General features: G+C 61.4%; 24 protein-coding genes. 22 read left to right on the top strand and 2 right to left on the bottom strand.

Annotation, left to right across the window (positions count from 1 at the left end; genetic code table 11):
- Nucleotides 1–79 precede the first annotated feature (79 nt).
- A complete protein-coding gene (locus ABD112_RS09530) occupies nt 80–571 on the bottom strand; it encodes an inorganic diphosphatase (protein WP_343925330.1) in 492 nt (163 codons plus the stop codon).
- Nucleotides 572–619: 48 nt separating this feature from the next.
- Here ABD112_RS09530 and tilS point away from each other — a divergent pair, with 48 nt between their 5' ends.
- The 16 genes from tilS to ABD112_RS09610 all read left to right on the top strand — a co-directional run bounded on the left by tilS (nt 620) and on the right by ABD112_RS09610 (nt 14,649).
- On the top strand, nt 620–1,741 hold the full coding sequence (gene tilS / locus ABD112_RS09535; protein ID WP_343925332.1) for a tRNA lysidine(34) synthetase TilS: 1,122 nt from the start codon (nt 620–622) through the stop codon (nt 1,739–1,741).
- The gene (gene hpt, locus ABD112_RS09540) at nt 1,731–2,282 is read left to right on the top strand and encodes a hypoxanthine phosphoribosyltransferase (RefSeq protein ID WP_343925334.1); all 552 of its coding nucleotides are present in this window, start codon (nt 1,731–1,733) and stop codon (nt 2,280–2,282) included. The genes tilS and hpt overlap by 11 nt, the downstream gene beginning before the upstream one ends.
- A gap of 10 nt (nt 2,283–2,292) precedes the next feature.
- Complete coding sequence (locus ABD112_RS09545) at nt 2,293–3,726, top strand: serine hydrolase domain-containing protein (protein WP_343925336.1); 1,434 nt, start codon at nt 2,293–2,295, stop codon at nt 3,724–3,726.
- 182 nt (nt 3,727–3,908) lie between these two features.
- Complete coding sequence (gene ftsH, locus ABD112_RS09550; protein ID WP_343925338.1) at nt 3,909–5,909, top strand: ATP-dependent zinc metalloprotease FtsH; 2,001 nt, start codon at nt 3,909–3,911, stop codon at nt 5,907–5,909.
- Between the two features lie 6 nt (nt 5,910–5,915).
- The gene (gene folE / locus ABD112_RS09555; RefSeq protein WP_343925340.1) at nt 5,916–6,503 is read left to right on the top strand and encodes a GTP cyclohydrolase I FolE; all 588 of its coding nucleotides are present in this window, start codon (nt 5,916–5,918) and stop codon (nt 6,501–6,503) included.
- A 28-nt stretch (nt 6,504–6,531) separates the two neighbouring features.
- Nucleotides 6,532–7,323, top strand: a complete 792-nt coding sequence (gene folP / locus ABD112_RS09560) for a dihydropteroate synthase (protein WP_343925415.1) — start codon at nt 6,532–6,534, stop codon at nt 7,321–7,323.
- A complete protein-coding gene (folB, locus tag ABD112_RS09565) occupies nt 7,320–7,739 on the top strand; it encodes a dihydroneopterin aldolase (RefSeq protein WP_343925342.1) in 420 nt (139 codons plus the stop codon). Before folP ends, folB begins: the two co-directional genes overlap by 4 nt.
- A complete protein-coding gene (gene folK, locus ABD112_RS09570; RefSeq protein WP_343925344.1) occupies nt 7,736–8,266 on the top strand; it encodes a 2-amino-4-hydroxy-6-hydroxymethyldihydropteridine diphosphokinase in 531 nt (176 codons plus the stop codon). The genes folB and folK overlap by 4 nt, the downstream gene beginning before the upstream one ends.
- On the top strand, nt 8,260–8,748 hold the full coding sequence (locus ABD112_RS09575) for a DUF3180 domain-containing protein (protein WP_343925345.1): 489 nt from the start codon (nt 8,260–8,262) through the stop codon (nt 8,746–8,748). The genes folK and ABD112_RS09575 overlap by 7 nt, the downstream gene beginning before the upstream one ends.
- Nucleotides 8,745–9,230 carry a PH domain-containing protein gene (locus tag ABD112_RS09580; protein WP_343925347.1) on the top strand — a complete coding sequence of 162 codons (486 nt, stop codon included), beginning with the start codon at nt 8,745–8,747 and terminating at the stop codon, nt 9,228–9,230. Before ABD112_RS09575 ends, ABD112_RS09580 begins: the two co-directional genes overlap by 4 nt.
- The gene (locus ABD112_RS09585) at nt 9,227–10,996 is read left to right on the top strand and encodes a PH domain-containing protein (protein WP_343925349.1); all 1,770 of its coding nucleotides are present in this window, start codon (nt 9,227–9,229) and stop codon (nt 10,994–10,996) included. Before ABD112_RS09580 ends, ABD112_RS09585 begins: the two co-directional genes overlap by 4 nt.
- Nucleotides 10,996–11,760, top strand: coding sequence for a DUF2520 domain-containing protein (locus ABD112_RS09590; RefSeq protein ID WP_343925350.1), 765 nt, complete (start codon nt 10,996–10,998; stop codon nt 11,758–11,760). The genes ABD112_RS09585 and ABD112_RS09590 overlap by 1 nt, the downstream gene beginning before the upstream one ends.
- Nucleotides 11,757–12,620: a pantoate--beta-alanine ligase gene (gene panC / locus ABD112_RS09595; RefSeq protein ID WP_343925352.1), complete on the top strand. Its 864-nt coding sequence runs from the start codon at nt 11,757–11,759 to the stop codon at nt 12,618–12,620. The genes ABD112_RS09590 and panC overlap by 4 nt, the downstream gene beginning before the upstream one ends.
- Before the next feature lie 69 nt (nt 12,621–12,689).
- On the top strand, nt 12,690–14,189 hold the full coding sequence (gene lysS, locus ABD112_RS09600; RefSeq protein ID WP_343925354.1) for a lysine--tRNA ligase: 1,500 nt from the start codon (nt 12,690–12,692) through the stop codon (nt 14,187–14,189).
- Between the two features lie 5 nt (nt 14,190–14,194).
- Nucleotides 14,195–14,362 (top strand): hypothetical protein, encoded by a 168-nt coding sequence (locus tag ABD112_RS09605; RefSeq protein WP_343925356.1) that lies wholly within the window; start codon nt 14,195–14,197, stop codon nt 14,360–14,362.
- 98 nt (nt 14,363–14,460) lie between these two features.
- Entirely contained in the window at nt 14,461–14,649 is a 189-nt protein-coding gene (locus ABD112_RS09610; RefSeq protein ID WP_343925358.1) for a hypothetical protein, read from the top strand.
- On the opposite strand, the gene ABD112_RS09615 is transcribed toward ABD112_RS09610, so the two are convergent.
- Nucleotides 14,646–15,668: a LacI family DNA-binding transcriptional regulator gene (locus tag ABD112_RS09615; protein WP_343925360.1), complete on the bottom strand. Its 1,023-nt coding sequence runs from the start codon at nt 15,666–15,668 to the stop codon at nt 14,646–14,648. The two genes, ABD112_RS09610 and ABD112_RS09615, sit on opposite strands and share 4 nt — an antisense overlap.
- A 236-nt stretch (nt 15,669–15,904) precedes the next feature.
- Here ABD112_RS09615 and ABD112_RS09620 point away from each other — a divergent pair, with 236 nt between their 5' ends.
- The 6 genes from ABD112_RS09620 to ABD112_RS09645 all read left to right on the top strand — a co-directional run bounded on the left by ABD112_RS09620 (nt 15,905) and on the right by ABD112_RS09645 (nt 26,084).
- A complete protein-coding gene (locus ABD112_RS09620; RefSeq protein ID WP_343925362.1) occupies nt 15,905–17,944 on the top strand; it encodes a beta-galactosidase in 2,040 nt (679 codons plus the stop codon).
- The gene (locus tag ABD112_RS09625) at nt 17,941–18,843 is read left to right on the top strand and encodes a carbohydrate ABC transporter permease (RefSeq protein ID WP_343925364.1); all 903 of its coding nucleotides are present in this window, start codon (nt 17,941–17,943) and stop codon (nt 18,841–18,843) included. Before ABD112_RS09620 ends, ABD112_RS09625 begins: the two co-directional genes overlap by 4 nt.
- The gene (locus ABD112_RS09630; RefSeq protein ID WP_343925365.1) at nt 18,843–19,724 is read left to right on the top strand and encodes a carbohydrate ABC transporter permease; all 882 of its coding nucleotides are present in this window, start codon (nt 18,843–18,845) and stop codon (nt 19,722–19,724) included. Before ABD112_RS09625 ends, ABD112_RS09630 begins: the two co-directional genes overlap by 1 nt.
- A gap of 72 nt (nt 19,725–19,796) precedes the next feature.
- Nucleotides 19,797–21,128, top strand: coding sequence for an ABC transporter substrate-binding protein (locus tag ABD112_RS09635; protein ID WP_343925367.1), 1,332 nt, complete (start codon nt 19,797–19,799; stop codon nt 21,126–21,128).
- On the top strand, nt 21,112–23,403 hold the full coding sequence (locus ABD112_RS09640) for an alpha-galactosidase (protein WP_343925368.1): 2,292 nt from the start codon (nt 21,112–21,114) through the stop codon (nt 23,401–23,403). Before ABD112_RS09635 ends, ABD112_RS09640 begins: the two co-directional genes overlap by 17 nt.
- Nucleotides 23,404–23,606: 203 nt before the next feature.
- On the top strand, nt 23,607–26,084 hold the full coding sequence (locus ABD112_RS09645; RefSeq protein ID WP_343925369.1) for an ATP-dependent Clp protease ATP-binding subunit: 2,478 nt from the start codon (nt 23,607–23,609) through the stop codon (nt 26,082–26,084).
- Nucleotides 26,085–26,124: the final 40 nt, after the last annotated feature.

Here is a 26,124-nt window from a genome sequence, read left to right on the forward strand (position 1 = left end):
CGAGCATCCGCCATTGTTCGTTGTGTGGAGTATGCGGCGACGAAAGCCACACGCCCGATGCCGCCGAAGCGGCGAAGCCTTAGTGGCTTTCAGCCTTGAGCTTCTCGAAGCCGGCGACAACGATCGCTTCAGCTTCTGCGGCGTCGCCCCAACCGTCGATCTTGACCCACTTGCCGGGCTCGAGGTCTTTGTAGTGCTCGAAAAAGTGTTCGATCTCTTTGCGAGTGAACTCGGGAACATCATTCAGGTCCTGAATGTGCGACCAGCGCGGGTCCTTGGCCTGAACGCAGATGACCTTCGAGTCGATTCCGCCGTCGTCGCTCATGTTGAGCACAGCAACCGGGCGCACCGAGATGCCAACACCGGGGAAGGTGGGGGCGTCGAGCAAGATCAGAGCGTCGACGGGGTCACCGTCGAGGCCGAGAGTGTTCTCAAAGAAGCCGTAGTCGGTGGGGTAGGCGAAGGTCGTGAAGAGGTAGCGGTCAAGAAAAACGCGACCGGTGATGTGGTCAACTTCGTACTTGTTCCGGCTTCCGCGCGGAATCTCAACGACAACGTCGTATGCGGCCATGTAGGTGCTCCTAAGAAAAATGTGGGGTTGCTGCAATAACGTTACTGGATGCACTCCGAACGGCGCCCCCGTCTTACCCCTGCGATCGCCGACGTACGTCGCGCCGTTCGCACAGCGCTTGCTTCGTTGACAGTTGGCGGTGGCATTCCCGTCACGGTTTCTGGCGCAGCATCTGACACCAGCACCAGCACCAGCACCAGCACCAGCACCAGCACCAGCACCAGCACCAGCACCAGCACCAGCACCGAACCTCTCGTGCTGGTCGCCCTCAGCGGTGGCCCCGATTCTCTCGCGCTTGCGGCAGCGACCGCCTTCGAGGCGCGTAAGGCTGGCGTGCGAGCTGGCGCCGTGATCGTCAATCACAACCTTCAAGAGGGGTCAGCGGCTGTCGCAGCCACTGCCGCCCAGCAGGCACGCGACTTAGGGCTCGACCCCGTCGACATCCGCTCAGTGCTCGTTGGTGACGCCGGAGGCCGAGAGTCTGCCGCCCGTGACGCACGCTACACGGCGCTTGCCGCTGCCGCCGCTGAGCATGGCGCTACCCGTGTCTTGCTGGGCCACACCCTCGATGATCAGGCCGAGTCGGTGCTGCTCGGGCTCGCCCGCGGCAGTGGCGCCGGCAGTCTCAAGGGCATGGCGGCCGACACCGGCGAATACCTGCGGCCGCTATTGGCAGTGCCGCGAAGCATGACCGTTCAGTTCTGCGCAGACTCCGAGATCGTGGCGTGGAATGACCCGCACAACCTCGACACTTCGTACACGCGAGTGCGGGTTCGGCAGACCATTTTGCCGTTGCTGGAAAGTGAACTTGGCCCCGGCATCCGCGAAGCACTGGCTCGAACCGCCGATCAGGCCCGCGAAGATGCCGAAGCACTCGACCACTTTGCCGAAGAAATGGCCGAAGATTTGGCCGATATTTCGGAGGCCGGAATCTCTCTGCCGGTGCGTGCACTCGCCGCAAACCCGGCCGCTCTCCGCCAGCGTTTAATTCGGCTAGCGGTCTTCAGCGAGTTCCATGTGTCGCTCAGCCGCACCCACACACTGGAGATCGCACGCCTCGTCACCGACTGGCGGGGACAGGGACCGATCCACGTTCCCGGCGTTAGGGTTGAACGTCGAGAGAATCTTCTCCACTTTTCCGCCCACAGTGAGGAACGCGATGCAGTTTAGTGATGTCGAAGGAGACCTCAGCGAGGTCCTTCTGACCCAGGAAGAGATTCACGAGAAGATCGCCGTCATGGCGCGCCAGATCGAGACTGACTATGCGGGCGAAAAGCTCCTGCTGGTTGGTGTGCTGCGCGGTGCAGTCATGGTGATGGCCGACCTCGCTCGTGAACTGACGTTGCCGCTGGAGATGGACTGGATGGCCGTCTCCTCGTACGGCGCAGGCACGCAGTCCTCGGGTGTCGTTCGTATCCTCAAAGACCTCGACAGCGACCTTCAGGGCCGCAAGGTGCTCATCGTTGAAGACATTATCGACTCGGGCCTCACCCTGTCGTGGTTGCTGGGCAACCTGCGCAGCCGCGGTGCTGAATCCGTGGAGATCTGCACCCTGCTGCGTAAACCGGATGCCGCCAAGGTCGAGGTGGATGTTCGCTACGTCGGCTTCGACATCCCCAACGCGTTCGTGGTGGGCTACGGACTCGACTATGCCGAGAAGTACCGCAACCTGCGCGGTGTCGCAGTGCTCGCGCCTCACGTCTACGCGTAGGGCCGGCTGAATGAGGGCGAAGGCAGCAATCGATCAGGCGACCGACGACATCGTTGGTCTCTTTGAGAATCGGGTAGCTGATCAGAAGACCCCCGGGTCGTTTTTCGCGGTCTTCGGGCCCGACGGGATCGTGCTCGAGCGCGGTTTCGGCGAGACCGTGCTCGGCAACGAGACCGCGCCCGATCACGACACAGTGTTCCGCATCGCGTCGTGTACGAAGAGTTTCACCTGCACGATGCTGCTGATGCTGCGCGATCGTGGGCAGCTCAACCTTGATGCGACCATCACCGACTTTGTGCCTGCGTTCCGCGCTCTTGCGCCCGAGGCTGCTCCGGTCACGCCGAGCGTGCGAATGCTCATGACGATGTCGGCCGGTTTCCCGACCGATAACCCCTGGGGCGACCGCATGGAGGAAATGACCCGGGCGGAGCTCGACGAATTCGTCTCGACGGGCATCCGCTATTCGAGCACGCCGGGTACCCGCTTTGAGTACTCGAACCTCGGGTATGCGCTGCTCAACGAAGTAATCACTGAGATCACTGGCCGCAGCTACCTCGAGGCTATGACTACCGAGATTCTCGAACCGCTCGGTCTTAGCTCCACCCGGTTCGATGAAGACCCGGATGCCGACGTCGCCCTCGGCTACCGGCTCGCGAATGGCGCGTGGCAGGTTCAGCCATTCACTCTGCCCGGAGTATTTTCGGCCATGGGTGGCTTGTTTTCCACCGCGACTGACCTCGTGCGCTGGTCGCTGTGGCTCGCTGGCGCCCTCGAACCAGAGGACACCTCCGCTGGACCATTGTCTGCGGCAAGCCGTCGCGAGCTGCAGCAGATTCAGCGGGTTGTACCGGAGGGCACGTCAAAGGTCGCCGAGTTCTCGGAGCCCACCGCCCACGGCTACGGCTACGGTCTGTTCGTCGATGAGGGGACGACGAAGATCGTGTCGCACTCGGGTGGTTACCCCGGCTTCAGCGCCCACATGCGCTGGCATGCCCCCACCGGGCTCGGCATCGTCGCGTTCGAGAACGGCACTTTTGCGGCATCCTCGATCCCGGCGACTCAGGCGCTGCAGGCCGCGCTAAACAGCTATGGCGAATTGACTGTGCCGGCACCGGCCTGGCCAGAGACGCTTGCTGCGCGCGATGTTTTCGACGGCCTCATCCGCAACTGGGATACCCCAAGCGCCGAAGCTGTTGCCTCAGTGAACCTGGCCCTCGACGTTCCCTATGAGGAACGCATCGCGGGCATCGCGAAAGCGATCGGCGAGGTGGGACCGCTCACCGACGCAGCACTCACCGAACTGCCTCGCGAACTCCGCGACACCCCCGCGGTCACCAACTGGACAATCGCTGGCGAACGCGGCCGAATCAGGTGCCACATCCTGATGAGCCCCGAGCTGCCACCGCGCGTGCAGACGTTCACAGTGACCACCGAAAACCACTAAGGTTCGCACGGGCGGCGCTCGCGGCATCCACAGGTCGTCAGTTTCGGCCACCAATGACCGTGCATCGATCGCGCAGCGCATTACGCCGAGGGAAAACACGCAGTCGTCTTGCAGCGCAGTAACGGTAACCTTGCAGCACGTTTCTTCAGAGAGAGGTACTGGGTCACACGGCCCGGAACATCATGGATTTTAAGCGCATCTTTCGCGGCCCGGTTCCGTACATCATCATCGGCATCGCCGCAGTCTCTATCGCAGCGAGCCTGCTGCTTGGCGAGGGCTACAAAGAGGTCACTACGCAACAGGGCCTCAGCCTGCTCCAAGGCTCGACGGTAACGTCAGCCACGATCATCGACGGCGAGCAGCGCGTTGATCTCGAACTCTCGAAGGCGGCCGGCGACAGCGGCACCAAGGTGCAGTTCTACTACGTGCAGCCGCGTGGAACCGAGATCGTTTCGGCGGTCAATGGCGCAGACGTCAAGAAATTCAATGACCAGGTTCCGCAAGAGAACTTCTTCATGTCGTTCTTGTCGATCATGCTGCCGTTCCTCATCATCGGCATCATCTTCTTCTTCATCTTCAGCCGCATGCAGGGTGGCGGCGGCAAGGTCATGCAGTTCGGCAAGTCGAAGGCCAAGCTGGTCGGCAAAGACACCCCGCAGACCACATTTGCGGATGTCGCTGGTGCTGACGAAGCCATCGAAGAGCTTGAAGAGATCAAAGACTTTTTGAAAGAGCCGGCCAAGTTCTTGGCTGTTGGCGCACGCATCCCCAAGGGCGTACTGCTGTACGGCCCTCCCGGAACCGGTAAAACCCTGCTCGCTAAGGCGACCGCGGGTGAAGCTGGCGTGCCGTTCTACACAATTTCCGGTTCTGACTTTGTCGAGATGTTCGTGGGTGTCGGTGCGAGCCGTGTTCGCGACCTCTTCGAACAGGCCAAGCAAAACTCACCAGCGATCATCTTCATCGACGAGATCGATGCTGTCGGTCGTCACCGTGGTGCCGGAATTGGTGGCGGAAACGATGAGCGCGAGCAGACCCTCAACCAGCTCTTGGTTGAGATGGACGGCTTCGACGTGAAGACCAACGTCATCCTGATCGCGGCAACAAACCGCCCAGACGTTCTCGACCCCGCACTTCTTCGCCCCGGTCGCTTTGACCGTCAGATTGGTGTGGATGCCCCCGACATGCTGGGCCGCAAGCAAATTCTTGAGGTGCACGGCCAGGGCAAGCCCATGGCCGAAGGTGTTGACCTTGAGGTTCTCGCTCGCAAGACTCCTGGTTTCACCGGTGCAGATCTCGCGAACGTGCTCAACGAAGCAGCACTCCTGACGGCGCGCTCCAACGCGCAACTTATCGACAACCGTGCTCTCGACGAGGCCGTTGACCGTGTGATGGCCGGCCCGCAACGTCGTTCGCGACTCATGAATGACAAAGAGAAGCTCATCACCGCGTACCACGAGGGTGGCCACGCGGTCGCGGCAGCGTCGATGCGCAACACCGACCCCGTCACCAAGATCACGATCCTTCCTCGCGGTCGTGCCCTCGGCTACACGATGGTGATGCCACTAGAAGACAAATACTCCGTCACGCGCAACGAGTTGCTCGATCAGCTTGCCTACGCGATGGGTGGCCGTGTTGCCGAAGAAATCGTGTTCCACGACCCGACCACCGGGGCATCCAACGACATCGAAAAGGCAACCTCGATTGCCCGCCGCATGGTTACCGAATACGGCATGAGCGCCAGAATCGGTTCTGTAAAGCTGGGCACCGGATCGGCCGAACCATTCATGGGCCGCGACATGGGCGCAACACGTGAATACTCTGACGAGCTGGCCAAGATCATCGACGAAGAAGTTCGCGTACTGATCGACCAAGCCCACGACGAGGCCTGGCAGATGCTCAACGAGAACCGCACGGTACTCGACAAGCTCGCTCGCGAACTGCTCGAAAAAGAGACCCTCGATCACAATGAGCTCGAGAAAATCTTCAAGGGAATTGCCAAGTTGCCCGAGCGCCCTCAGTGGCTTTCGAGTGACGCACGCCCCGTCTCTCAATTGCCTCCCGTGAAGGTGCCCAAGAAGCGCGCCGAAGCGACTGAAGCAGCAGAGAGCGACAACACCACACCGTCAAAGCCGGCACGCAAGCCTCGGCCACGCAAGTCGCCAGGCGTCGCGACGGCGTAGGGCACAATGTCGATCGACGTCGCACGCATCGAAGCTGCGGTAGCCGAAATTCTGGATGCCGTTGGCGAAGACCCAGCGCGGGCCGGCCTCACTGCCACCCCGCGCCGGGTCGCTGAGGCGTACTCCGAGTTCTTCGCAGGCAACCATGTTGACCCGCTCGACCATTTGGCCGACAGCATCGAGTTCACCGCCAATTCCGACCAAACGGGCGAGCTCGTGGTGCTGCGTGACATCGAGTTTCGGTCCATGTGCGAGCACCACCTGCTGCCGTTTCTTGGCGTAGCCCATGTGGCGTATGTGCCGGATGAGCGGATCATCGGCCTTGGCAGTCTCGCCAGAGTAGTGGAGACGATTTCGGCGCGCGCTCAACTGCAAGAGCGTCTCACCGAGGAAATCGCTGGCGCCATCGACGAAGGGCTTTCGCCACGCGGCGTGCTCGTTGTGATCGATGCTGTGCACGGTTGTGTCTCGGCTCGCGGATCACGCCAAACCTCCAGCTCAACAGTCACTCTCGCCTCGCGAGGAGTGCTGAGCGACCCCGTCGAACGCGCCGAAGTGATCGCGCTCATCGGTGGCCGAGGCGGCAATGCGTAGAAGGCCACCTGTGCCTGTTCCTCGGGTGATGGGCATTCTCAATGTGACCCCCGACTCTTTTAGCGATGGCGGCCAGTTCGAGCGCGTTGATCGGGCTATCGCCCACGGCCTCGAGCTTCGCGACCAGGGTGCAGATGTGGTGGATGTCGGCGGAGAGTCAACGCGCCCCGGTGCCGAACGGGTGCCGCCAGCTCACGAGCAGGCGCGAGTGATCCCCGTGATCGAGGCGCTCGCGGCTGAGGGCGTGACGGTGAGCATCGACACGATGAATGCCGAGACTGCACTGGCCGCGGCGAAGGCCGGAGCATCCATCATCAACGACGTCTCTGGCGGCCTTGCCGACCCTGAGATGTACCGCACGGTTGCCGCAACCGATCTGATCTACATTGCCATGCACTGGCGGGGGCACAGCACTGAGATGGCCAATTTAGCCCACTACGACGACGTCGTCACCGATGTGCGCACCGAGCTAAAAGATCGCCTCGCCGAGATGATGGTGTGGGGTGTCAAACCCGAGCGTGTGGTTCTCGATCCCGGCCTAGGTTTTGCGAAAACCGCTCGCCACAATTGGGCGCTGTTGGCCAGACTCGATGAGCTGTCATCGCTCGGCTACCCCCTCCTCATCGGTGCATCACGCAAACGCTTTCTCGGCAAACTTCTTCCGGCGGATGCGACCACCACCGACCGCGACCTTGCCACAGCAGTGATCAGCAACATTGCCGCGCAGGCCAACGCTTGGGGTGTACGGGTGCACGATGTACCGTCAACAGAGGTCGCACTTTCCGTGTACACGGCGATGCAGAAGGGCAAGAAACGATGAAGCCAGCACTGGACGAAATCACTCTCACCGGGCTGCGTGCCACCGCCTTCCACGGCGTCTTCGACCACGAGCGTCGCACCGGCCAAGTCTTTATTGTGGATGCGACGGTCTACCTCGACCTGTCGACCGCAGCACGCACCGACGAGCTGGGCAAGACCATCCACTACGGTGAGCTGGCCGAGCAGATCGTCTCGGCTGTCGAAACTAACCCGGTTGATCTCATCGAAACTGTCGCCGAGCGCGTAGCGACAATTGTGCTTTCCCACGATGCAGCGGTGAGTACCAAGATCACCATCCACAAGCCGTCGGCGCCGATCACAGTGCCCTTCGATGACGTCTCTGTCACCATCACGCGTCACCGCACAGCCCCCGCTCACACCGCCGGCTTTAGCGCAGATCCACAACGCCTCTCGTGATCCGGCAGCAACGACTTCGGGTCGAGTTGCCGCTCGTGCTTGCCCTCGGCAGCAATCTGGGCGATCGCGAGTCGACCCTGCGCGATGCCGTGCGTGCCATCAACGCCGTCGACGGCGTATCAGTGGATGCCGCATCCAGCCTTGTTCAAACCCCTGCCCTGAAGCTCGCCGGCGTCGACCACTCGGCGCCCGCGTACCTCAATGCGGTGGTGTTAGCTCGCAGCGCGCTGGAGCCCCACGCCCTGCTTGAGCACCTGCAGCGCATCGAGGCCGACCATGGTCGGGTGCGCGAAGAGCGTTGGGGTGACCGCACGCTCGACATCGACATTGTGACGTTCGCGCACGTGCTGGTGGATGACGAACTGCTGTCGATTCCGCACCCGCGGGCCGCCGAGCGTGCCTTTGTTCTTGTGCCGTGGCTGCAACTCGACCCTGGTGCCATGCTGCCGGGAATCGGCCGTGCGGCTGACCTCCTTGCCGGCATTGAGAATGACGCCACCGAGTTTGAGGCGGAGCCACTGTGGTGAGCCGCACCTCGCCACTGCACCTGATCCTGCTGGCGGCTGTCGGCGCTGGGGTGGGATGGCTGCTCGAAGTGTTGTTGACGGCATCGGGTCGCCCGATTGTGATCCCGTCGATTTCTCTGGCCGTGTCCTTGGCGCTCATCGCCGTCGTTGTGGTGGTGCTTGCCGTGCCCATCTACCGCTCGTCGCGGGGCTTGCGTCGCCAACGGGTCAACCCCTTTTTTGCACTGCGTGTGGTGGTTCTAGCCAAGGCCTCAAGCTTCTCCGGAGCCCTGCTCGGAGGTGGCGCGTTGGCGATCGCCTTCTACCTGCTAAGCCGTACGGTCTCGCCAGGCGCAGGGTCGATTACGGCAAGTTTTGTCGTTTCTGGCGGCGCGGTAGGGTTGCTGGTCGCGGGACTCGTTGCCGAACATTTGTGCACAATTCCGCCCGATGATGAAGACTCGTCATCGAAGAATCCGATGGATCCCCAAGGAGCAGCGTGACCGAGCGACTGGACCTACCCGACACCGAGTGGCGCGGAGTTTCGCGCAAGTACATTGTGGTTGAGGTTGTTGGCCTCATCATCTTTGGCCTGATTGTGGCCGCAGTAACCTCGATTCCTGCGTTCCTGACGGGCATTCAGTGGTTCGCCGCGATCCCCATCTCGCTTGGCGTCATCTTCCTCATCAACATCCTGCTCACCCCGCGACGCGTGCGTGCAATCGGCTACATGCTGCGCGCCGATGACCTCGTGTTTCGACGCGGGCTGATGTTCCGCCGCGTGGTTGCTGTGCCCTATGGCCGTATGCAACTCGTTGACATCAACCGCGGACCCCTCGATCGTGCTGTTGGCTTGAGCGAACTCAAATTTGTGACTGCTGCGGCATCCACCGGTGTCGTCATTCCTGGCTTGCCTGAGCAGGACGCCGAGGAGTTGAGAGATACGCTCGTCGCCCTGGCAGAGAGCCGTCGGGCAGGGCTGTGAGCGAGCTCAACGGCGATCAGTCGGAGCCGGGTCAGGGGCCCTCACCCGAAACGTCGGCCTGGACTGCCCCGGGGGAGACTCCCGGGCTTGCTTCCCCTGCCGAAAACATCGCCGCGCTGCCGGCTGAGGTGCAACGCCTAGCCGACGGCGAATGGCACCGGCTGCACCCGGCGACCCCACTGCTGCGCGGAGGCATCGCGCTCATCGCCATCATCGGTGTGATCATCGTGAACGCGCGCGATTTCTTTATCGGCGTGCTCTTCAACGACCAGAACGAGTTTGAACCGTTCGGTCGTCTTGCTAATTCCGGGCTGCTAATTCCGGCAATCCTCATTGTCCTCGCCGTGCTTGTTCTGAGCATTCTCGGGTTCTACTTTTCATGGCGGATGAACACCTTCCGCATCACCGATGAGCTGGTTGAGGTGCGCAGCGGCATCCTGTTCCGCACCAATCGTCGTGGCAGGCTCGACCGCATTCAGGGCATCAATATTTCGCGCCCCCTGTTTGCCCGTCTCTTTGGCGCGGCAAAGCTGGAAGTGAATGTTGCTGGTCAAGATGCCAATGTCGAGCTCGCCTACCTGAGCTCCCGCGGTGCCGACGACCTGCGCCTCGCCATCTTGCAGCTTGCCTCGGGAACACGTGCGGCCGAAGCTGCTGCAGCCGCCACAGCAGCGGGTGAAGGCGCCAGCGACAGCGAGCACGTTGGGTTGGTCGAGAAGCGCGTGAACGAGTTTCTTGCGCCCGAGCTCGACCCGCATGCGGCACCACCCGAGTCGATTGTGCGCATCAGCCTGCCTCGACTAATCGGCTCTGTCGTGCTGAGCGAAGCGACGATCATCGCAATTTTGGTTGCCATCGGAATCATCGTGACAATCAGTGTGACGGGTCACTACGGTTGGCTGTTAGCGTTCCTGCCTGGTGTGCTCGGTCTTGGCGGTTACCTTGTCTCGCGGCTGACCAAATCACTGCGGTACTCGATCGCGTCAACCACCGATGGAATTCGGGTGGGCTATGGGCTGCTGTCGACCACCAACGAAACGTTGCCCCCGGGGCGCATCCACGCTGTTGAGGTGTCGCAGCCGCTGCTGTGGCGCCCGGCCGGGTGGTGGGAGATCAAGATCAACACCGCCTCGCAGGGGTCCAGCTCAAGCGGAGAAGCGGCGAAGACCACACTGCTTCCCGTTGGTGACATGGCCGATGTGCACCGCGTGCTCCAGCTGATCCTGCCAAGTCTCGCCGATGAAAAGTCTCGTGAATTGCTGGAAGCGGGGCTTGCCGTCGGCGCCCACGATGACGCTTTTGTGACGTCGCCGAAGCGGGCAAGGGCACTGCGCTGGTTCGCCTGGCGTCGCAACGGCTTCACTATGATCTCGGATGCCGTAGCCCTGCGAAAGGGAGCAATCTGGCGTTCGCTCGTGCTTGTTCCCCAAGCGCGCATGCAGAGCGTCAGTATGAGTGAAGGTCCGCTGCTGCGTCGGATGGGGCTCGCGGAATTGCGCGTGCACACCGTCGCCGGCCCCATTTCGGCGACGATCGGTGCCCTCGATCGCAACGACGTCATCGAGTTCTTCAACGAAGTTTCGCGCACCGCAGTGCAGTCGGCCAGTGTGGACACAAGCCATCGCTGGCGCAGCGGGAGTGCCGAGCGCACCCCCGTCGCCGCCGCCGAGGATCCTGCCGCAGAGGACGCGACCGCAGAACCATCGATGCCCCAAACCCCCACCCCGTCCATCCCGTTCACGCCGACTTCCACGGAACAGATCTAGTGGCTCAGGCAGCAGGCCGACTCGGTATCGGCATCATTGGAGCGGGAAAAGTGGGCCCGATTCTGGGCGCTGCGCTCGCGGGCGCCGGGCACGCCATCGTCGGGATCGCGGCAACGTCCGAGCGAAACTTGGAACGTGCCAGCGCAATCTTGCCCGACGTTCCCGTGCTCGACATCCCCACCCTGGTTGAGCGCAGTGAGCTAGTAATTCTTGCGATTCCGGAGTCGGAGATTGAGTCATTCGCCCGTGGTCTTGCCGCTGCCGGGGTGTGGCAACCAGGTCAACTCGTGCTGCACACGGCACCGGGGCTCGGCTATGGCGCGCTTGCTCCGGCCTTGGCTGCTGGCGCGATTCCGTTAGCCGTGCATCCGGCCATGGTCTTCACGGGAACGAGTCTCGATCTCACCCGCCTTCGCGAAACTTACTGTGCGGTTAGCGCACCGACACCAGTGTTGCCGATCGCGCAAGCCCTCGTCGTTGAGATGGGTGCTGAGCCGATTGTGATTGCCGAAAGCGAGCGCGCTGCGTGGGCCGAAGCGGTCAGCACGGCAACCAGTTTTTCGGCAGCGATCGTTGGGCAAGCCCTCGATTTGCTCGAGAATGTTGGCGTAGAAAACCCCGCCCGCGTGCTCGGCCCGCTGTTGCGGTCGTCCGTTGAAAGTGCGCTCGCGGGCGCAACTGCGACTACGATCGATCTGTCCTCGACGGACCTAACCTCGTTCGACCCCGATTCGAGGCCCCATTCACAGGAGGACCCCTCGTGAGCTCACACCCCCGCCCGCAAGTTATCGAGACCGTCGCTGGCATGCGCGACGTGATCGCCCATGAGCGTGACGCCGGCCGCACCATCGCGCTCGTTCCGACGCTGGGTGCTTTGCACGCCGGGCATGTGGCTCATGTTGAGCGTGCCGCAGAGCTCGCCGATGTGTGCGTCGTGTCGATTTTCGTGAACCCAACCCAGTTCGGTGCCAGCGAAGATCTCGACAAGTATCCGCGCACCATGGATGAAGATCTCGACATGCTTGGCGAGCTCGGCGTGCCCTACGTGTTCGCGCCGAGTGTCGAGGAGATGTACCCGAAGGGGCCAACCTCCACCACTATTTCGGCCGGCCAAATCGGCACAACGTTCGAAGGCAAGTCGCGCGCCGGCCATTTCGACGGCGTGCTCACTGTCGTAGCAAAACTGCTCACGATTACCGCACCGCAGTTCGTGACCTTCGGCCAGAAGGATGCCCAGCAACTGTTTCTGGTTCGCCGCATGATCACCGATCTCAACATCCCAGTGCGCATGGAGATCATCGAAACAGTTCGCGACGACGACGGCCTCGCGCTCTCTAGTCGCAACCAGTTCTTGGATGCCAGTCAGCGCGAAGCAGCAACCATTCTGTCGACCGCGCTGAAGGCTGCAACCTCGGCCGCTGATAGCGGGCTCGATGCAGTGATTGCGGCAGCGCAGGGTGCACTCATGGGCGAGTCTCGGGCCGAGCTCGACTACTTCTCCGTTGTCGATACTGACACGTTCATGCCGGTGCCAGATGGCTTCCGTGGACCGGCCACGGCGATCGTCGCTGCACGCGTGGGAGACACTCGCCTGATCGACAACTCTTCGCTCTACGTCGGCTAGACGACGGCGAGTTTTTCGAGGGATTTCGCGGCGCGGCGCGGTAGCCGCAACCCGGCTACGATTGAGGGCGTGAATGACGCCGCAAACGCTCCAGACCCTACCGAAGCCGAAGTTTCTGAACAGAAAGCTGTTCGGCTAGAGAAGCGTCAGCGACTCATCGATTTGGGCGCTGAGGCATACCCGGTTGGCGTCGCAATCACCACAAGCATTCCTGCTGTGCGCGCCAAGTATCCGGAGCTTGAAGCGGATGCGACTACCGGTGACGTTGTCGGTCTTGCTGGCCGCATTGTGCACCTGCGCAACACCGGCAAGCTGTGCTTCGCTTCGTTGCAAGCTGGCGATGGCCAGCGCATCCAGGTCATGGTCTCGCTCGGTGAGGTTGGCGAAGACGCCCTCGCACTGTGGAAAGAACTCGTTGACCTCGGTGACCACCTCTTCGTCAACGGTGAGATCATTTCGAGCCGTCGCGGTGAGCTGTCGGTCATGGTCAAGGAGTGGAAGATCGCCGCTAAGGCAGTGCTCCCCCTGCCCAACCTTCACAAAGACTTGAGCGACGAACAGCGCGTCCGCAGCCGCTACCTCGACCTCATCGTTCGCGAGCAGGCCCGCTTCACGGTGCGCGCCCGCGCCAAGGTCAACTCCAGCCTGCGCGCGACCTTCGCCGGACACGACTACCTCGAAGTCGAAACTCCGATGCTACAGACCATGCATGGTGGGGCATCCGCTCGACCGTTCGTAACCAACTCGAACGCGTTCGACACCGAGCTTTACCTGCGCATCGCGCCTGAACTGTTCTTGAAGCGTGCCGTAGTCGGTGGCATTGAGCGGGTCTTTGAGATCAACCGCAACTTCCGCAACGAGGGCGCAGACTCCACTCACTCACCGGAATTCGCCATGGTTGAGGCCTACCAGGCTTATGGCGACTACAACCAGATGGCTGATCTTACTCAAGAGCTCGTGCAGAACGCTGCGCTCGCGGTGGCCGGCTCGACGCTCGTCACGCTCACCGACGGCACCGAATACGACCTCGGCGGCGACTGGGCACGAATCTCAATGTACGACTCCCTCAACGAGGCAGCAGGGCTCAGCATCACCCCGCACACCCCGGCCGCCGAGTTGAAGAAGCTTGCGGATGCCGTTGACATTGAGATCACGCAGCCCACGCACGGAAAGTATGTCGAAGAATTGTGGGAGCACTACGTCAAGCCCGGCCTTGACCGCCCCACCTTCGTCATGGACTTCCCCGTCGACACAAGCCCGTTGGTGCGCAACCACCGTTGCATCGACGGTGTTGTCGAGAAGTGGGATCTCTACATCCGTGGTTTCGAGTTGGCCACCGGCTATTCCGAACTCGTCGACCCGGTCATCCAGCGAGAACGCTTCGTTGAGCAAGCACTCTTGGCTAGCGAGGGCGACGTTGAAGCAATGCGCCTCGACGAAGACTTCATTCGCGCCCTCGAGCACGGCATGCCGCCAAGCGGTGGAATCGGTGTCGGCGTCGACCGCCTGCTGATGGCCATCACCGGGCTCGGCATCCGTGAGACGATCCTCTTCCCGCTGGTGAAGTAGCAGTCATGACCGAGCCTGAGATGCCAGAGAATTCCGAGTCGCCTGCAACTCCGGAGACGCCTAAGAAGTCCACGATCGCTCCCATGCGCATTGCGCTGTGGGTGATCGTGGCCGGAATAGGAATCTTCATGGTGGTTACCGGGATCGTCGGTGTACTGGTGAAGGCACAGTAATGGACCGCAAATCGTCGCGCCTCATCATGACTGTGACTCTCGTGGGACTTGTTGTACTCATCGCCATTGTCACCCTGCTGAACGGTTAGGCTGAACACGTGCCCCAAGATTACTGGTCGAACGCGATCTTCTCCGTCGTGCCCACGATTGCCGTCGGGCTCATTTTCTGGCTCGTGATGTGGTCCATCATGCGTTCCGATCGCACCGAGCGAAACAGCTACGCCAAGATCGAAGCAGAAGAGCGTGCCAAAGCTGTCGCTCGCGTCGACACTACGATCCAGTCTTAGGCTGAACCGCGCAGCTTAATTTCAGTGGGCAAGATGCGCCCCGGAGTCTCAGGCGTCACGCCATTCACCAGCTCGAGCACCATCGATGCTGCCTCGCGCCCCAATAGGTCGGCAGGCTGACGCACTGTCGATAGTTGAGGCTGGCACCGAAGCGCCCAATCGCTATCGTCAAAGCCGACAATTCCGACATCACCGGGCACCGAGCGGCCGCTCTCTCGCAACACATCCATGGCGCCGGCAGCAACAGCATCGGATGCCGCAAACACTCCATCAATGTCATCTGCGCGTTCGAGAAGGGTCTTCATTCCCTCAACGCCGCTCGTGCGAGAGTACAGCGGAAAATCGACAACCAGGCGTTCGTCGAAGTCGTCACCCATGGCATCCCGAAAGCCGGCAAGGCGTTCGCTACCAGAGTCGCGGTCGAGGGCAGCGGCGATCATGCCGACGCGCTTGCGACCGGTTGCGAGGAGTTCGCGGGTGATATCGCGGGCGGCACCTCGGTTGTCGATGCCGACGTACGGCATGTCTGGGGCGCTCTCGGGGTGGCCGACGAAAACGGCGGGGAGGCCGATGTGGGTGATGGCATCGGCGATGGGATCGTGTTCGCGCGCGGAGACGATGACTGCACCGTCGACGAATCCGCCGCGGAGGTACTCGGCGATGCGGGTGCTGTCGCGGTCGGAGCCGATGATGAGGCACACAAGTTGGTAGTCGGCTTCGGAGAGTCGCTCGTTGGTACCCAACAGAATCGCACCGATGTTGGGATCTTCGAGAAAGACAGAGTGGGGCTCGTGCACGATGAGCGCGATTGCCTTGGAGCGCTGGGTGGCCAGGTTACGAGCGGCCATGTTGCGCACGTAACCGACCTTAGCGATGGCCTTCTCGATGGCTTCGCGAGCGGAGTCGGAGACGTAGGGTTCGCCGTTGAGCATGCGCGATACGGTGCCGCGGGAGACATTCGCCTCTGCTGCGACATCAAAGATTGTCGCGCGGCGCGGTCGGGCCCGTGGTGTTGCCATGCCCCAATGCTATCGCCCACAGCAGTGCGCGGCTTCCCCGCTTTTGCGGGGCTGTTCACGCTCACAGACACGCCGAAAGCTTGACACTTCAATTGATCCTCGCTTAGTCTGTGCACGCTCCCAGAAAATCACACAGATTCTTTTGGGCCACGTTCTGTGCACGCTCACAGAAAAACGTCAGCAGAATAAAAGACTCGATGCACTAGCAGTCGAGTTGGAGGCCAAAGGAGGCACGCGTGACCACACCCCGCGCAGATCGCGTCGCGAGCTGGTCACCAGAGTCCCTAGTGCTCGGGTGTGACTACAACCCTGAGCAGTGGTCCGAAGACGTGTGGCGCCGGGATGTCGCCCTCATGAACGAGGCCGGGGTCACCCTCGTAGCGATCAACATTTTCGGCTGGGCCGAGATTGAGCCGCGGCCAGGACAGTACTCCTTCGACCGCCTCGACGCGATCATGGATCTGCTGCACTCTGCCGGCATCCGCGTCAATCTGGGCACCGGAACCTCATCACCGCCCGCGTGGCTCACCACCGCGCGCCCCGACATTCTGCCAACCGCAGCTGATGGCACCCGCCGCTGGCAGGGTGGCCGTCAAGGCTGGTGCCCGAGTTCGCCCGAATTCCGTGCCGCAGCCCTCGGCCTCGTCGCGAAGGTCGCCGCGCGCTACAGCTCGCACCCGGCGCTGGCCATGTGGCACGTCTCCAACGAGCTCGGATGCCACAACGCGCACTGCTACTGCGACACCTCGGCAGCCGCGTTCCGCGTCTGGCTTCGCGCCCGCTACTCGACAATTGATGCGCTCAACGAAGCCTGGGGCACCGCATTTTGGAGCCAGCGCTACAGCGACTGGAATGAGATTCTGCCTCCGCGCACAGTTCTCTCGTCGGCGAACCCCGCCCAGCGCATCGACTTCTCCCGGTTCAGCTCAGACGAACTGCTCGATTACTTCCGCGGCGAGGCAGCACTTCTCCGTTCGGTGAGCTCGATCCCCGTCACGACGAACTTCATGGTCACCGCTCATATCCGCAGTCAGAACTACTGGCAGTGGGCGAGCGACATGGATGTGATCGCCAACGATCACTACCTTGATCACCGATTGCCGCATCCGGTCAGTGAACTCTCCTTTGCTGCCGACCTGACCCGCGGTCTCGCTCACGGTGAGCCCTGGATTCTTATGGAACAGGCCAGCAGCGCAGTGAGCTGGCAGCCCCACAACCTCGCCAAACATCCCGGCGAGATGTTGCGTAATACGTTGACCCACGTTGCTCGGGGTGCAGACACTGTCTGCTTCTTCCAGTGGCGTGCGTCACGACACGGTGCCGAAAAATTTCACTCGGCGCTTCTTCCTCACGCCGGCACTGACACCTCCATTTGGCGTGAAACCCTCGACCTGGGTGCGAAACTCCACGCGCTCGAGTCTCTCGCGGGCACTCGGGTCGAGGCATCAGTCGCTCTAGTTTTCAGCTGGGAAGCCTGGTGGGCGGCCGAGGGTGACTCGCAGCCGTCAGAAGATGTGAAGTATCTCGAGCAAGTGCACGCCGCCTACGAAGCGTTGCGCGCCAACGGAGTCACCGTTGATGTTGTTGCGCCCGGTGCTCCGCTCGACGACTACAAGCTCGTTGTGGTCCCGAGCCTTTACCTTGTCAACGACCACAGCGTCGACGTCATCACTGATTTTGTCGCGGCCGGTGGCGTAGCAGTTGTCACGTTCTTCTCGGGCATCGTCGACGAGACTGACGGCATCCGGCTCGATCCCACCGGCGAAACGCCTCCCGGGGCATTCCACAGCCTCGTGGGTGCCTGGACCGAACAGTTCTTCCCCGTCACGCCCCAGACCGAGCTCGTACTCAACGACGGGGGACTCGCCACGACCTGGGCCGAACACGTGCGACCAACCACAGCGGATGTCGTAGCCGAGTTCGCGAGCGGCCCGGTGCCCGGTGGGCCGGCCATCACCCGCAACCGTTTCGGTTCGGGAGCGGCCTGGTATGTGGCTACCGCGCTCGACGAGGCAAGTTTTGCCGATCTGATGGGTCGCGCACTCGATGAAGCCGACGTTGAACAGCTTGATCTTCCTGCGGGCGTTGAGGTGGTGACCCGGTCGAATGATTCTGACCGGTTCCGTTTCGTGATTAATCACAGCGCGCGCGAGATTTCTTTCCCTGCCAACGGCGCAGAATTGTTGACGGAGTCTACGGTCACAGGTTTGGTGACTGTTCCTGCCGGGGGCGTTCGCGTCATCCACCTGACTGCTGAAGAAGGAGCTACGCGATGAGCACGAGCGTTGCAAAACCCCCGACCCGCAAGCGGGCGGTGACCAAAAACCGTGGTGCTGTGCTGTTTTTTGTTGCGCCTTTCGCCGTGCTGTTCAGCTTGTTCTACATCGTCCCCATTTTGGTGGCGATCTATCAGTCGCTGCTCACGGTCGAGCGTGAGGGCACCTTCGGTAAGCCGACGGAGGTGTTCGGCGGCTTCATGCAGTACGCACGAGTGTTCCAGGATGACGCGTTCTGGGCATCCATTCTTCGCGTGCTTGGCTTCGGAGTTGTTCAGGTGCCGATCATGCTCGGTGTCGCACTGCTGCTTGCGCTGTTGTTGGACTCGCCCCTCGTCAAGGGCAAGCGCTTCTTCAGGCTCGCCTTCTTCGCCCCGTATGCGGTGCCCGGCGTTATCGCTGCGGTCATGTGGGGATTCTTGTACTCGCCCAACCTGTCGCCGTTCACTGCGATTACGAGTGAGATCAACTTCTTGGGTGCCGATTTGGTGCTGTGGTCAATCGCCAACGTCGTCACGTGGGTGTTCGTGGGCTACAACATGATCATCATCTATTCGGCGCTCCTCGCGATTCCGAGCGAAATCTATGAGGCAGCCCGCCTCGATGGTGCTTCGCAGGCCCGTATCGCGTGGTCAATCAAGATCCCGCTGATCGCCCCCGCTATCACCCTGACCTCGATCTTCTCCATCATTGGAACGCTGCAGCTGCTTGCCGAACCACAAGTGTTCAAGAGCTTCACGTCGGCCGTCACCAGCACGTACACACCAAACCTGCTCATCTACTCGACCGCATCGGTGCCGAATGTGAACCTCGCTGCCGCATTCTCGGTCGTGCTCGCGCTGCTCACGTTCGCGCTCTCGTTCACCGTGCTCAAGCTCACCCAACGAAAGGCTGACTGATGAGTACCTCAACGACTTCAGCGGCAAAGCGAGTTCGCGGACCGCGCGAAAGCCTGTTCTCGCGGGCTGGTGCCATGCTCGTCATGGCCATCTGTACTTTTTACTTTCTCGTGCCGATCTGGTGGCTTTTCGTTGCGGCAACGAAAGACCGCAGCGACTTCATTTCTTCGGCACCACTGTGGTTCGCTGATTTCAACCTCATAGAGAACATCGGCGCCCTCGCGAACTACCGTGACGGCCTCTTCTTCCAGTGGATGCTCAACAGCGTGCTCTACGCCGGTGCTGGTGCCGCGATCGCTACCCTCTTCGCGACAATGACGGGTTACGCACTCGCGAAGTATGCGTTCCGCGGTCGCGAGACAATCTTCAACGTCATTCTGGGCGGCGTGCTGGTTCCGGCCACTGCGCTCGCACTGCCCTTGTTCCTCGTCTTCAGCCAGGTCGGGGCCACCAACACCTTCTGGTCGGTCTTCCTGCCCAGCCTAGTCAGCCCCTTCGGGGTCTACCTCGCGCGCATTTATGCGACTTCGAGTGTTCCTGATGAGTTGGTTGAAGCTGCGCGCATCGATGGATCGGGAGAGGTCCGTACCTTCTTCACGGTCTCAACGCGACTGATGATGCCGGCCATGGTCACGATCTTCCTCTTTCAGTTCGTGACGATCTGGAACAACTTCTTCTTGCCGCTGATCATGCTCCGTGACGAAGAGCTCTTCCCGGTAACGCTTGGCCTCTACATCTGGAACAGCCAAGTTAGCCAGATCCCTGAAATTCGGGCGCTAGTGATCATTGGCGCACTGCTGTCGATCATCCCGCTCATCATCGCTTTCCTCAGCCTGCAGCGCTTTTGGCGCAGCGGATTGGGAACGGGCGCAATCAAATGATTGCCCCACACAGCCACTCGGCTTACCCCGAGGGAACCCCGCACCACGAAGAATCACTAGGAAGGAACTCGCATGACTAATCGCATGGCTCGAGCCGGAGGAGCATTGGTGCTCGTCTCCGCTCTCGCACTCTCAGCATGTTCGTCCGGCGCAAGCACAGACGGTGGCACTGACGCCGCCGCCTGTGCTCCGTCAGAGGGACCAGTGACGCTCAACTTCACCAGCTGGTTGCCCGGCATGGAAGATGCCGCAGCAATCTGGAACGCGAAGAACCCCGACATTCAGGTTGAGGTTCAGACCGGTCCGAACGGTAACGGCGGAACGTACAAGAACTTCTTCAACCAGATCGAAGCGGGTAACGCTCCCGATCTCGGCCAGATCGAGTACGACGCGCTGCCCAACTTCCGCGTCCAAGACGGTGTGGTTAACATCGCCGACTGCGCTGGGGTCATGGATGCTCAAGACCAGTTCATTGACTGGACGTGGAGCCAAGTAACATTTGGCGAAGACAACGCAGTGTACGCAATCCCGCAAGACACCGGCCCCGAGGCTCTGTTCTACCGTGCCGACCTGTTCGAAAAGGCTGGCATCGCCATCCCGACGACATGGGACGAATATGCTGCGGCAGCCAAGAAGATTCGCGAAGAGGGCGGCTACATCACCAACTTCTCGCAGAGCGACATCAACGCATTCGCTGGTCTCGTATGGCAGGCCGACGGCCAGTGGTTCGAAAACGATGGAGAGGCCTGGAATGTAACCCTCGACTCTCCCGAGTCGACCAAGGTTGCCGAATACTGGCAGGGACTGCTCGATGACGATCTCGTGGCAACCCTTCCGCCGTGGACCGATGAGTGGAACAACGGCTACAACACCGGTGAAGTTTGGAGCTGGGTTTCTGCAGTATGGGGTGCAAACACCATCACGAGTGGCGCACCTGACACCGCGGGCAACTGGGCCGTAGCTCCGATGCCGCAGTGGAACGCTGGCGACTCTGCTGCAGGTAACTGGGGCGGATCGAGCACCGCGGTACTCAAGGGAAGCAAGCACCCCTACGAGGCTGCACAGTTCGCACTCTGGCTGAACACTGATCCAGAAGCGCTGACAAGCATGAACAAGACAGCGAACATCTACCCGGCGACGAAGGCTGGCGGAGACCTGCCGGTATTCTCCGAGGGCCTTGACTTCTATGGTGGGCAGAACATTTACGATGTGTTCGCCGCTGCTGGAGCCCAGGTCAACCCCGACTTCACTTGGGGACCGACGATGACGCAGACCTACACGGATGTTGCTGACGGATTCTCCGCCGCAATCTCCGGCTCAGGCACCCTCACGGATGCACTGAAGACGGGTCAACAGAAGACAATTGACGCCATGAAGGCTGCATCGATTGCCGTCAACGAATAACACGAACGACGTTATTCACCTCCGTGCCGCGGGTACCAGCCTCATGCTGGACACCCGCGGCGCGGGCGTGCCGTCGATCACGCACTGGGGTGCAGATCTCGGAGAACTCTCGCCACAGCAACTGCACGACTTTGTGCGCTCGCGCGAACGCGCTGTCGGCCCGAGCTCAATCGACGAACCCCTCCGGCTGAGCATTGTTCCCCTGCTTGCCGAGGGCTGGACTGGCTTGCCGGGGCTTGAGGGCCGCCACGATCGCAGCGTTGTGGGGGATGAGCGCGGCGGGTGCGAAGGGCACGATGGGCGAGGGGACCGAGGTGGGCGAGTGCGCCGACCGGCGCTTCGCACCGAGAGCATCGAGCATGTGCAGCCCGACCGCGTCGTGATCACGCTGGTCGATTATCGCTCCGAGAACGAGTCGACTGTAGTGCAAGAATCGGGCGCGTCTACCGGGGAATGCGACCTAGCAGGCTCGCCGGATGCCGCGGCACTGCGACTCATCATCGAGTTCGAGCTCTCCTCGAGTGCTGTGCTTCGCAGCCGTTCTCGTATCACCAACACCGCCACACAGCCGTTTGAGCTCACGACGCTCGCGACCACTCTTCCGCTGCCGCCCATTGCGCGCGAGCGACTCGACTTCAGCGGAATCTGGGCGGCCGAACGTGCCCCTCAGCGATCCGCTATCGACTACGGCACATGGCTGCGCGAATCGCGCCATGGACGCGGCGGCCACGACGACTCCTACCTCACCGTGGCGGGAACACCCGACTTCGGTTTCCGTGCCGGCGAAGTCTGGGCGATGCACCTCGGCACCAGCGGCGACACTCGCATCTGGATCGATCGCACTGCACTCGGCATCACAACACTTGGCGCCGCAGAGCTCTTTGCCCCCGGTGAGCTTCGGCTCTCAACTGGCGAAAGTCATGAGACCCCGTGGGTTTACGCAGCGTGGTCGGATGCCGGTCTCGACGGCCTCAGCGACCGATTCCATTCCTGGTTCCGCGGCCTGCCAGCGCACCCTTCGACTCCGCGTCCACTCACCCTCAACACGTGGGAAGCGGTGTACTTCGACCACAACGGGGAGCAGCTGGCGGCGCTCGCCGATGCGGCAGCCGACGTGGGAGTTGAGCGCTTTGTGCTCGACGACGGCTGGATGACCGGCCGCACCGACGACAAGCGTGCCCTCGGAGACTGGACGGTGGATGCCACGTCGTGGCCCGACGGCCTCGCTCCGCTCGTTGACCGGGTGACGGCCAGCGGAATGCAGTTCGGCCTGTGGGTGGAGCCCGAGATGGTCTCTCTTGACTCGGAGGTTGCGCGCGAGCATCCGGAGTGGATTCTGCGAGACGACGATCGACCGCTGCCTAAGTCGTGGCGCAACCAGTTCGTGCTCGACCTCGACAACCCCGCCGCTCGAGAGCATGTGCGTGACGCGATCTCCGCGCTGCTTGACGATTATGCGATCAGTTATCTCAAGTGGGATATGAACCGCGACCTGCTCGGTGGTTCGGTGCACCGTCATGTCGCCGCGACCTACCGGCTGATGGATGAGTTGCGTGAGCGCTACCCACACGTCGAAATCGAGTCCTGTGCCTCGGGCGGTGCCCGAGTGGATGCCGGAATGCTCGAACGCGTTCAGCGCGTCTGGCCATCCGACACCAACGATGCGCACGACCGGTTCTCGATCATGCGCTGGACCAATTTGCTGGTGCCCTTCGAGTACCTGGGCTCGCATGTTGGTTCATCGCCCGCGCACACCTCGGGCCGGTCTCTCTCGCTGAGCTTCCGGCTCGCGTCTGCGCTCATGGGGCATTCGGGTATCGAATGGGATCTCACCACCACGAGCGATGCCGAGAGGGATGCATTGCGCACCTGGGCGGGAACGTACCGCTCGCTGCGTGGGCTGATCCACTCAGGACGAGTGGTACGTGGCGATGACTATGCTGATCCCATCGTCACGGGAGTGGTTGATCGCGAGGCCACCGACGCCGTGTTCTGGATCACATGCCTTGCAACCCCACGCGATTCGGTGCGGCCCACGCGCCGACTACCCGGCCTCGACCCCAAAGGCAGCTACCGAGTCAGCCCGGTGGATGTTGGTGCTCGCGCAGCGACCTATCCCGGCACTGCGCCCGGTTGGTGGGCCGACGGTGAGATCACACTGACGGGCACCGTGCTCAGCTCGGTTGGAATCGATGTGCCGCCGCTGCGTCCCGACGAAGCAATCGTGTTGCGGGTCACCGCGCTGGGATCGGCGAGCCTGTCCGGGGAGCTCTAGCGTTTCGCGACGATCTCGTCGCCCCAGCCAGTGCAGCCCAAGTGGCGCGCAACTTCTGCCCGGCGCGGGCTCGGGCGTCCGCATCCCTGAGCGCTAGCCGCAGACAGTAACGCCTAGGGCGAACACCGGACTATTTCACCATTTCACTGGTTACTCTCGTTATATCGGTACCGAATTCGTAGCGGTATCAAAGGAGCGAAAAGATGTTTGAGAGATTTACCGACCGCGCCCGTCGGGTAGTCGTTTTGGCCCAAGAAGAGGCCAAGATGCTCAACCACAACTACATCGGCACGGAGCACATTCTGCTTGGCCTCATCCATGAGGGCGAGGGAGTCGCCGCGAAGGCACTCGAGTCACTGGGCATTTCACTCGACTCTGTGCGCGAGCAGGTGCAAGACATTATTGGCCAGGGTCAGCAGCAGCCGACCGGCCACATCCCCTTCACCCCGCGCGCAAAGAAGGTTCTTGAGCTGAGCCTGCGTGAAGCGCTCCAGCTCGGCCACAACTACATCGGCACCGAGCACATTCTGCTCGGCCTCATCCGTGAGGGTGAAGGCGTTGCCGCTCAGGTTCTCGTCAAGCTCGGCGCCGACCTCAACAAGGTGCGTCAGCAGGTCATCCAGCTCCTCGGCAGCTTCCAAGGCAAAGAGGCGGTAGCCGTTGGCGGAAACGACGCGACGCCCGACAAGGGCTCGCAGGTACTTGACCAGTTCGGCCGCAACCTCACCCAGGCGGCACGCGACGGCAAGCTCGACCCCGTAATTGGCCGCGAGAAAGAGATGGAACGCGTTATGCAGATCCTCTCCCGTCGCACCAAGAACAACCCCGTGCTTATCGGCGAGCCCGGCGTGGGTAAGACCGCTGTTGTTGAAGGACTCGCGCTCGCTATCATTCACGGTGATGTACCCGAAACGCTCAAAGACAAGCAGCTCTACTCGCTCGACCTTGGCTCGCTCATCGCCGGAAGCCGCTACCGCGGAGACTTCGAAGAGCGCCTCAAGAAAGTCACGAAAGAGATCCGCACCCGCGGCGACATCATTGTCTTCATCGACGAAATCCACACCCTCGTGGGTGCCGGTGCCGCTGAGGGCGCAATCGACGCCGCCTCCATCCTCAAACCACTGCTGGCCCGGGGGGAGCTCCAGACGATTGGTGCCACCACTCTCGACGAGTACCGCAAGCACTTCGAAAAAGATGCCGCGCTTGAGCGTCGCTTCCAGTCGGTGCAGGTGCACGAACCCAACCTGCCGCACACCATCAACATCTTGAAGGGGCTCCGCGACAAGTACGAGTCCTTCCACAAGGTGTCCATCACCGACGGTGCAATCGTTGCTGCCGCGAACCTCGCCGACCGCTATGTCGCCGACCGGTTCCTGCCAGACAAAGCAATTGACCTTTTGGATGAAGCGGGCGCACGTTTACGCCTCTCCATCCTTTCCGCACCCCCCGAACTGCGGGAATTCGACGAGAAGATCGCCGAAGTTCGTGGCCAAAAAGAGGGCGCAATCGAAGGCCAAGACTTTGAAAAGGCTGCGAGTCTGCGCGACGAAGAAAAGAAGCTGCTTGGGGAGCGACTGCGCCTCGAGAAGCAGTGGAAATCGGGCGACGTTGGCTCGAGCGGAATCGTAGACGAAGGCCTCATCGCCGAAGTGTTGGCGGCTGCCACCGGCATCCCCGTGTTCAAGCTCACCGAAGAAGAGTCCAGCCGACTCATCTTCATGGAGAAGGCACTCCACATGCGTGTCATCGGTCAGGAGGAAGCCATCTCGGTTCTCTCCAAGACCATCCGCCGCACGCGTGCCGGTCTGAAAGACCCCGCCCGCCCCAGTGGTTCGTTCATCTTCGCCGGTCCGACCGGTGTTGGTAAGACTGAACTTGCTAAGGCGCTCGCCGAGTTCTTGTTTGACGACGAGTCGGCCATGATCTCCCTCGACATGAGTGAGTACGGCGAGAAGCACACCGTTTCTCGATTGTTCGGTGCCCCTCCCGGATTCGTAGGATTCGAAGAGGGTGGCCAGCTCACCGAAAAGGTGCGCCGCAAGCCATTCAGTGTTGTGCTGTTTGACGAGATCGAGAAGGCTCACCCCGACATCTTCAACTCGCTCCTGCAGATCCTCGAAGAGGGTCGCTTGACCGATGGCCAGGGTCGCGTAGTGGACTTCAAGAACACCGTCATCATCATGACCACCAACCTCGGCACAAAGGACATCACAGCTGGCCCCATGGGCTTCCAAGTGGAAGGTGACTCTGCAACAAGCTACGACCGCATGCGCGGCAAGGTTGTTGAAGAACTCAAGAAGCACTTCAAGCCTGAGTTCCTTAACCGTGTTGATGAGACCATCGTGTTCCCGCAGCTCAGCAAGCCAGAACTGCTGCAGATTGTCGACCTCTTCATCAAGCGTCTCTCCGAGCGCATGATGGATCGCGACCTCACCGTCGAGCTCACTGTTCCTGCCAAGGAGCGTCTCATCGATATCGGGTTCGACCCCACCCTCGGTGCACGACCGCTTCGCCGCGCAGTACAGCACGAAGTCGAAGACGGCCTGAGCGAGAAGATTCTGCACGGTGAACTCAACGCGGGTGACCACGTGCATGTGGACTTCGTCAACAACGAGTTCATCTTCACGACCAGCCGCCAGCCTGGGCTCCCCGAAAAGGAACCCGCCGAGGTCGAAGCCTAAACCTCACGGTTGAACGATGAGTGGCTGGGACGCACCAAAC

It is taken from the genome of Rhodoglobus aureus (genome assembly GCF_039527955.1).
GTDB lineage: Bacteria > Actinomycetota > Actinomycetes > Actinomycetales > Microbacteriaceae > Rhodoglobus > Rhodoglobus aureus.

Coding starts and splice junctions, on each gene's coding strand:
- ABD112_RS09530 (WP_343925330.1), bottom strand. CDS start 571: ATGGCCGCATACGACGTTGTCGTTGAGATTCCGCGCGGAAGCCGGAAC.
- tilS (WP_343925332.1), top strand. CDS start 620: ATGCACTCCGAACGGCGCCCCCGTCTTACCCCTGCGATCGCCGACGTA.
- hpt (WP_343925334.1), top strand. CDS start 1,731: ATGCAGTTTAGTGATGTCGAAGGAGACCTCAGCGAGGTCCTTCTGACC.
- ABD112_RS09545 (WP_343925336.1), top strand. CDS start 2,293: ATGAGGGCGAAGGCAGCAATCGATCAGGCGACCGACGACATCGTTGGT.
- ftsH (WP_343925338.1), top strand. CDS start 3,909: ATGGATTTTAAGCGCATCTTTCGCGGCCCGGTTCCGTACATCATCATC.
- folE (WP_343925340.1), top strand. CDS start 5,916: ATGTCGATCGACGTCGCACGCATCGAAGCTGCGGTAGCCGAAATTCTG.
- folP (WP_343925415.1), top strand. CDS start 6,532: ATGGGCATTCTCAATGTGACCCCCGACTCTTTTAGCGATGGCGGCCAG.
- folB (WP_343925342.1), top strand. CDS start 7,320: ATGAAGCCAGCACTGGACGAAATCACTCTCACCGGGCTGCGTGCCACC.
- ABD112_RS09605 (WP_343925356.1), top strand. CDS start 14,195: ATGACCGAGCCTGAGATGCCAGAGAATTCCGAGTCGCCTGCAACTCCG.
- ABD112_RS09615 (WP_343925360.1), bottom strand. CDS start 15,668: ATGGCAACACCACGGGCCCGACCGCGCCGCGCGACAATCTTTGATGTC.
- ABD112_RS09625 (WP_343925364.1), top strand. CDS start 17,941: ATGAGCACGAGCGTTGCAAAACCCCCGACCCGCAAGCGGGCGGTGACC.
- ABD112_RS09630 (WP_343925365.1), top strand. CDS start 18,843: ATGAGTACCTCAACGACTTCAGCGGCAAAGCGAGTTCGCGGACCGCGC.
- ABD112_RS09635 (WP_343925367.1), top strand. CDS start 19,797: ATGACTAATCGCATGGCTCGAGCCGGAGGAGCATTGGTGCTCGTCTCC.
- ABD112_RS09645 (WP_343925369.1), top strand. CDS start 23,607: ATGTTTGAGAGATTTACCGACCGCGCCCGTCGGGTAGTCGTTTTGGCC.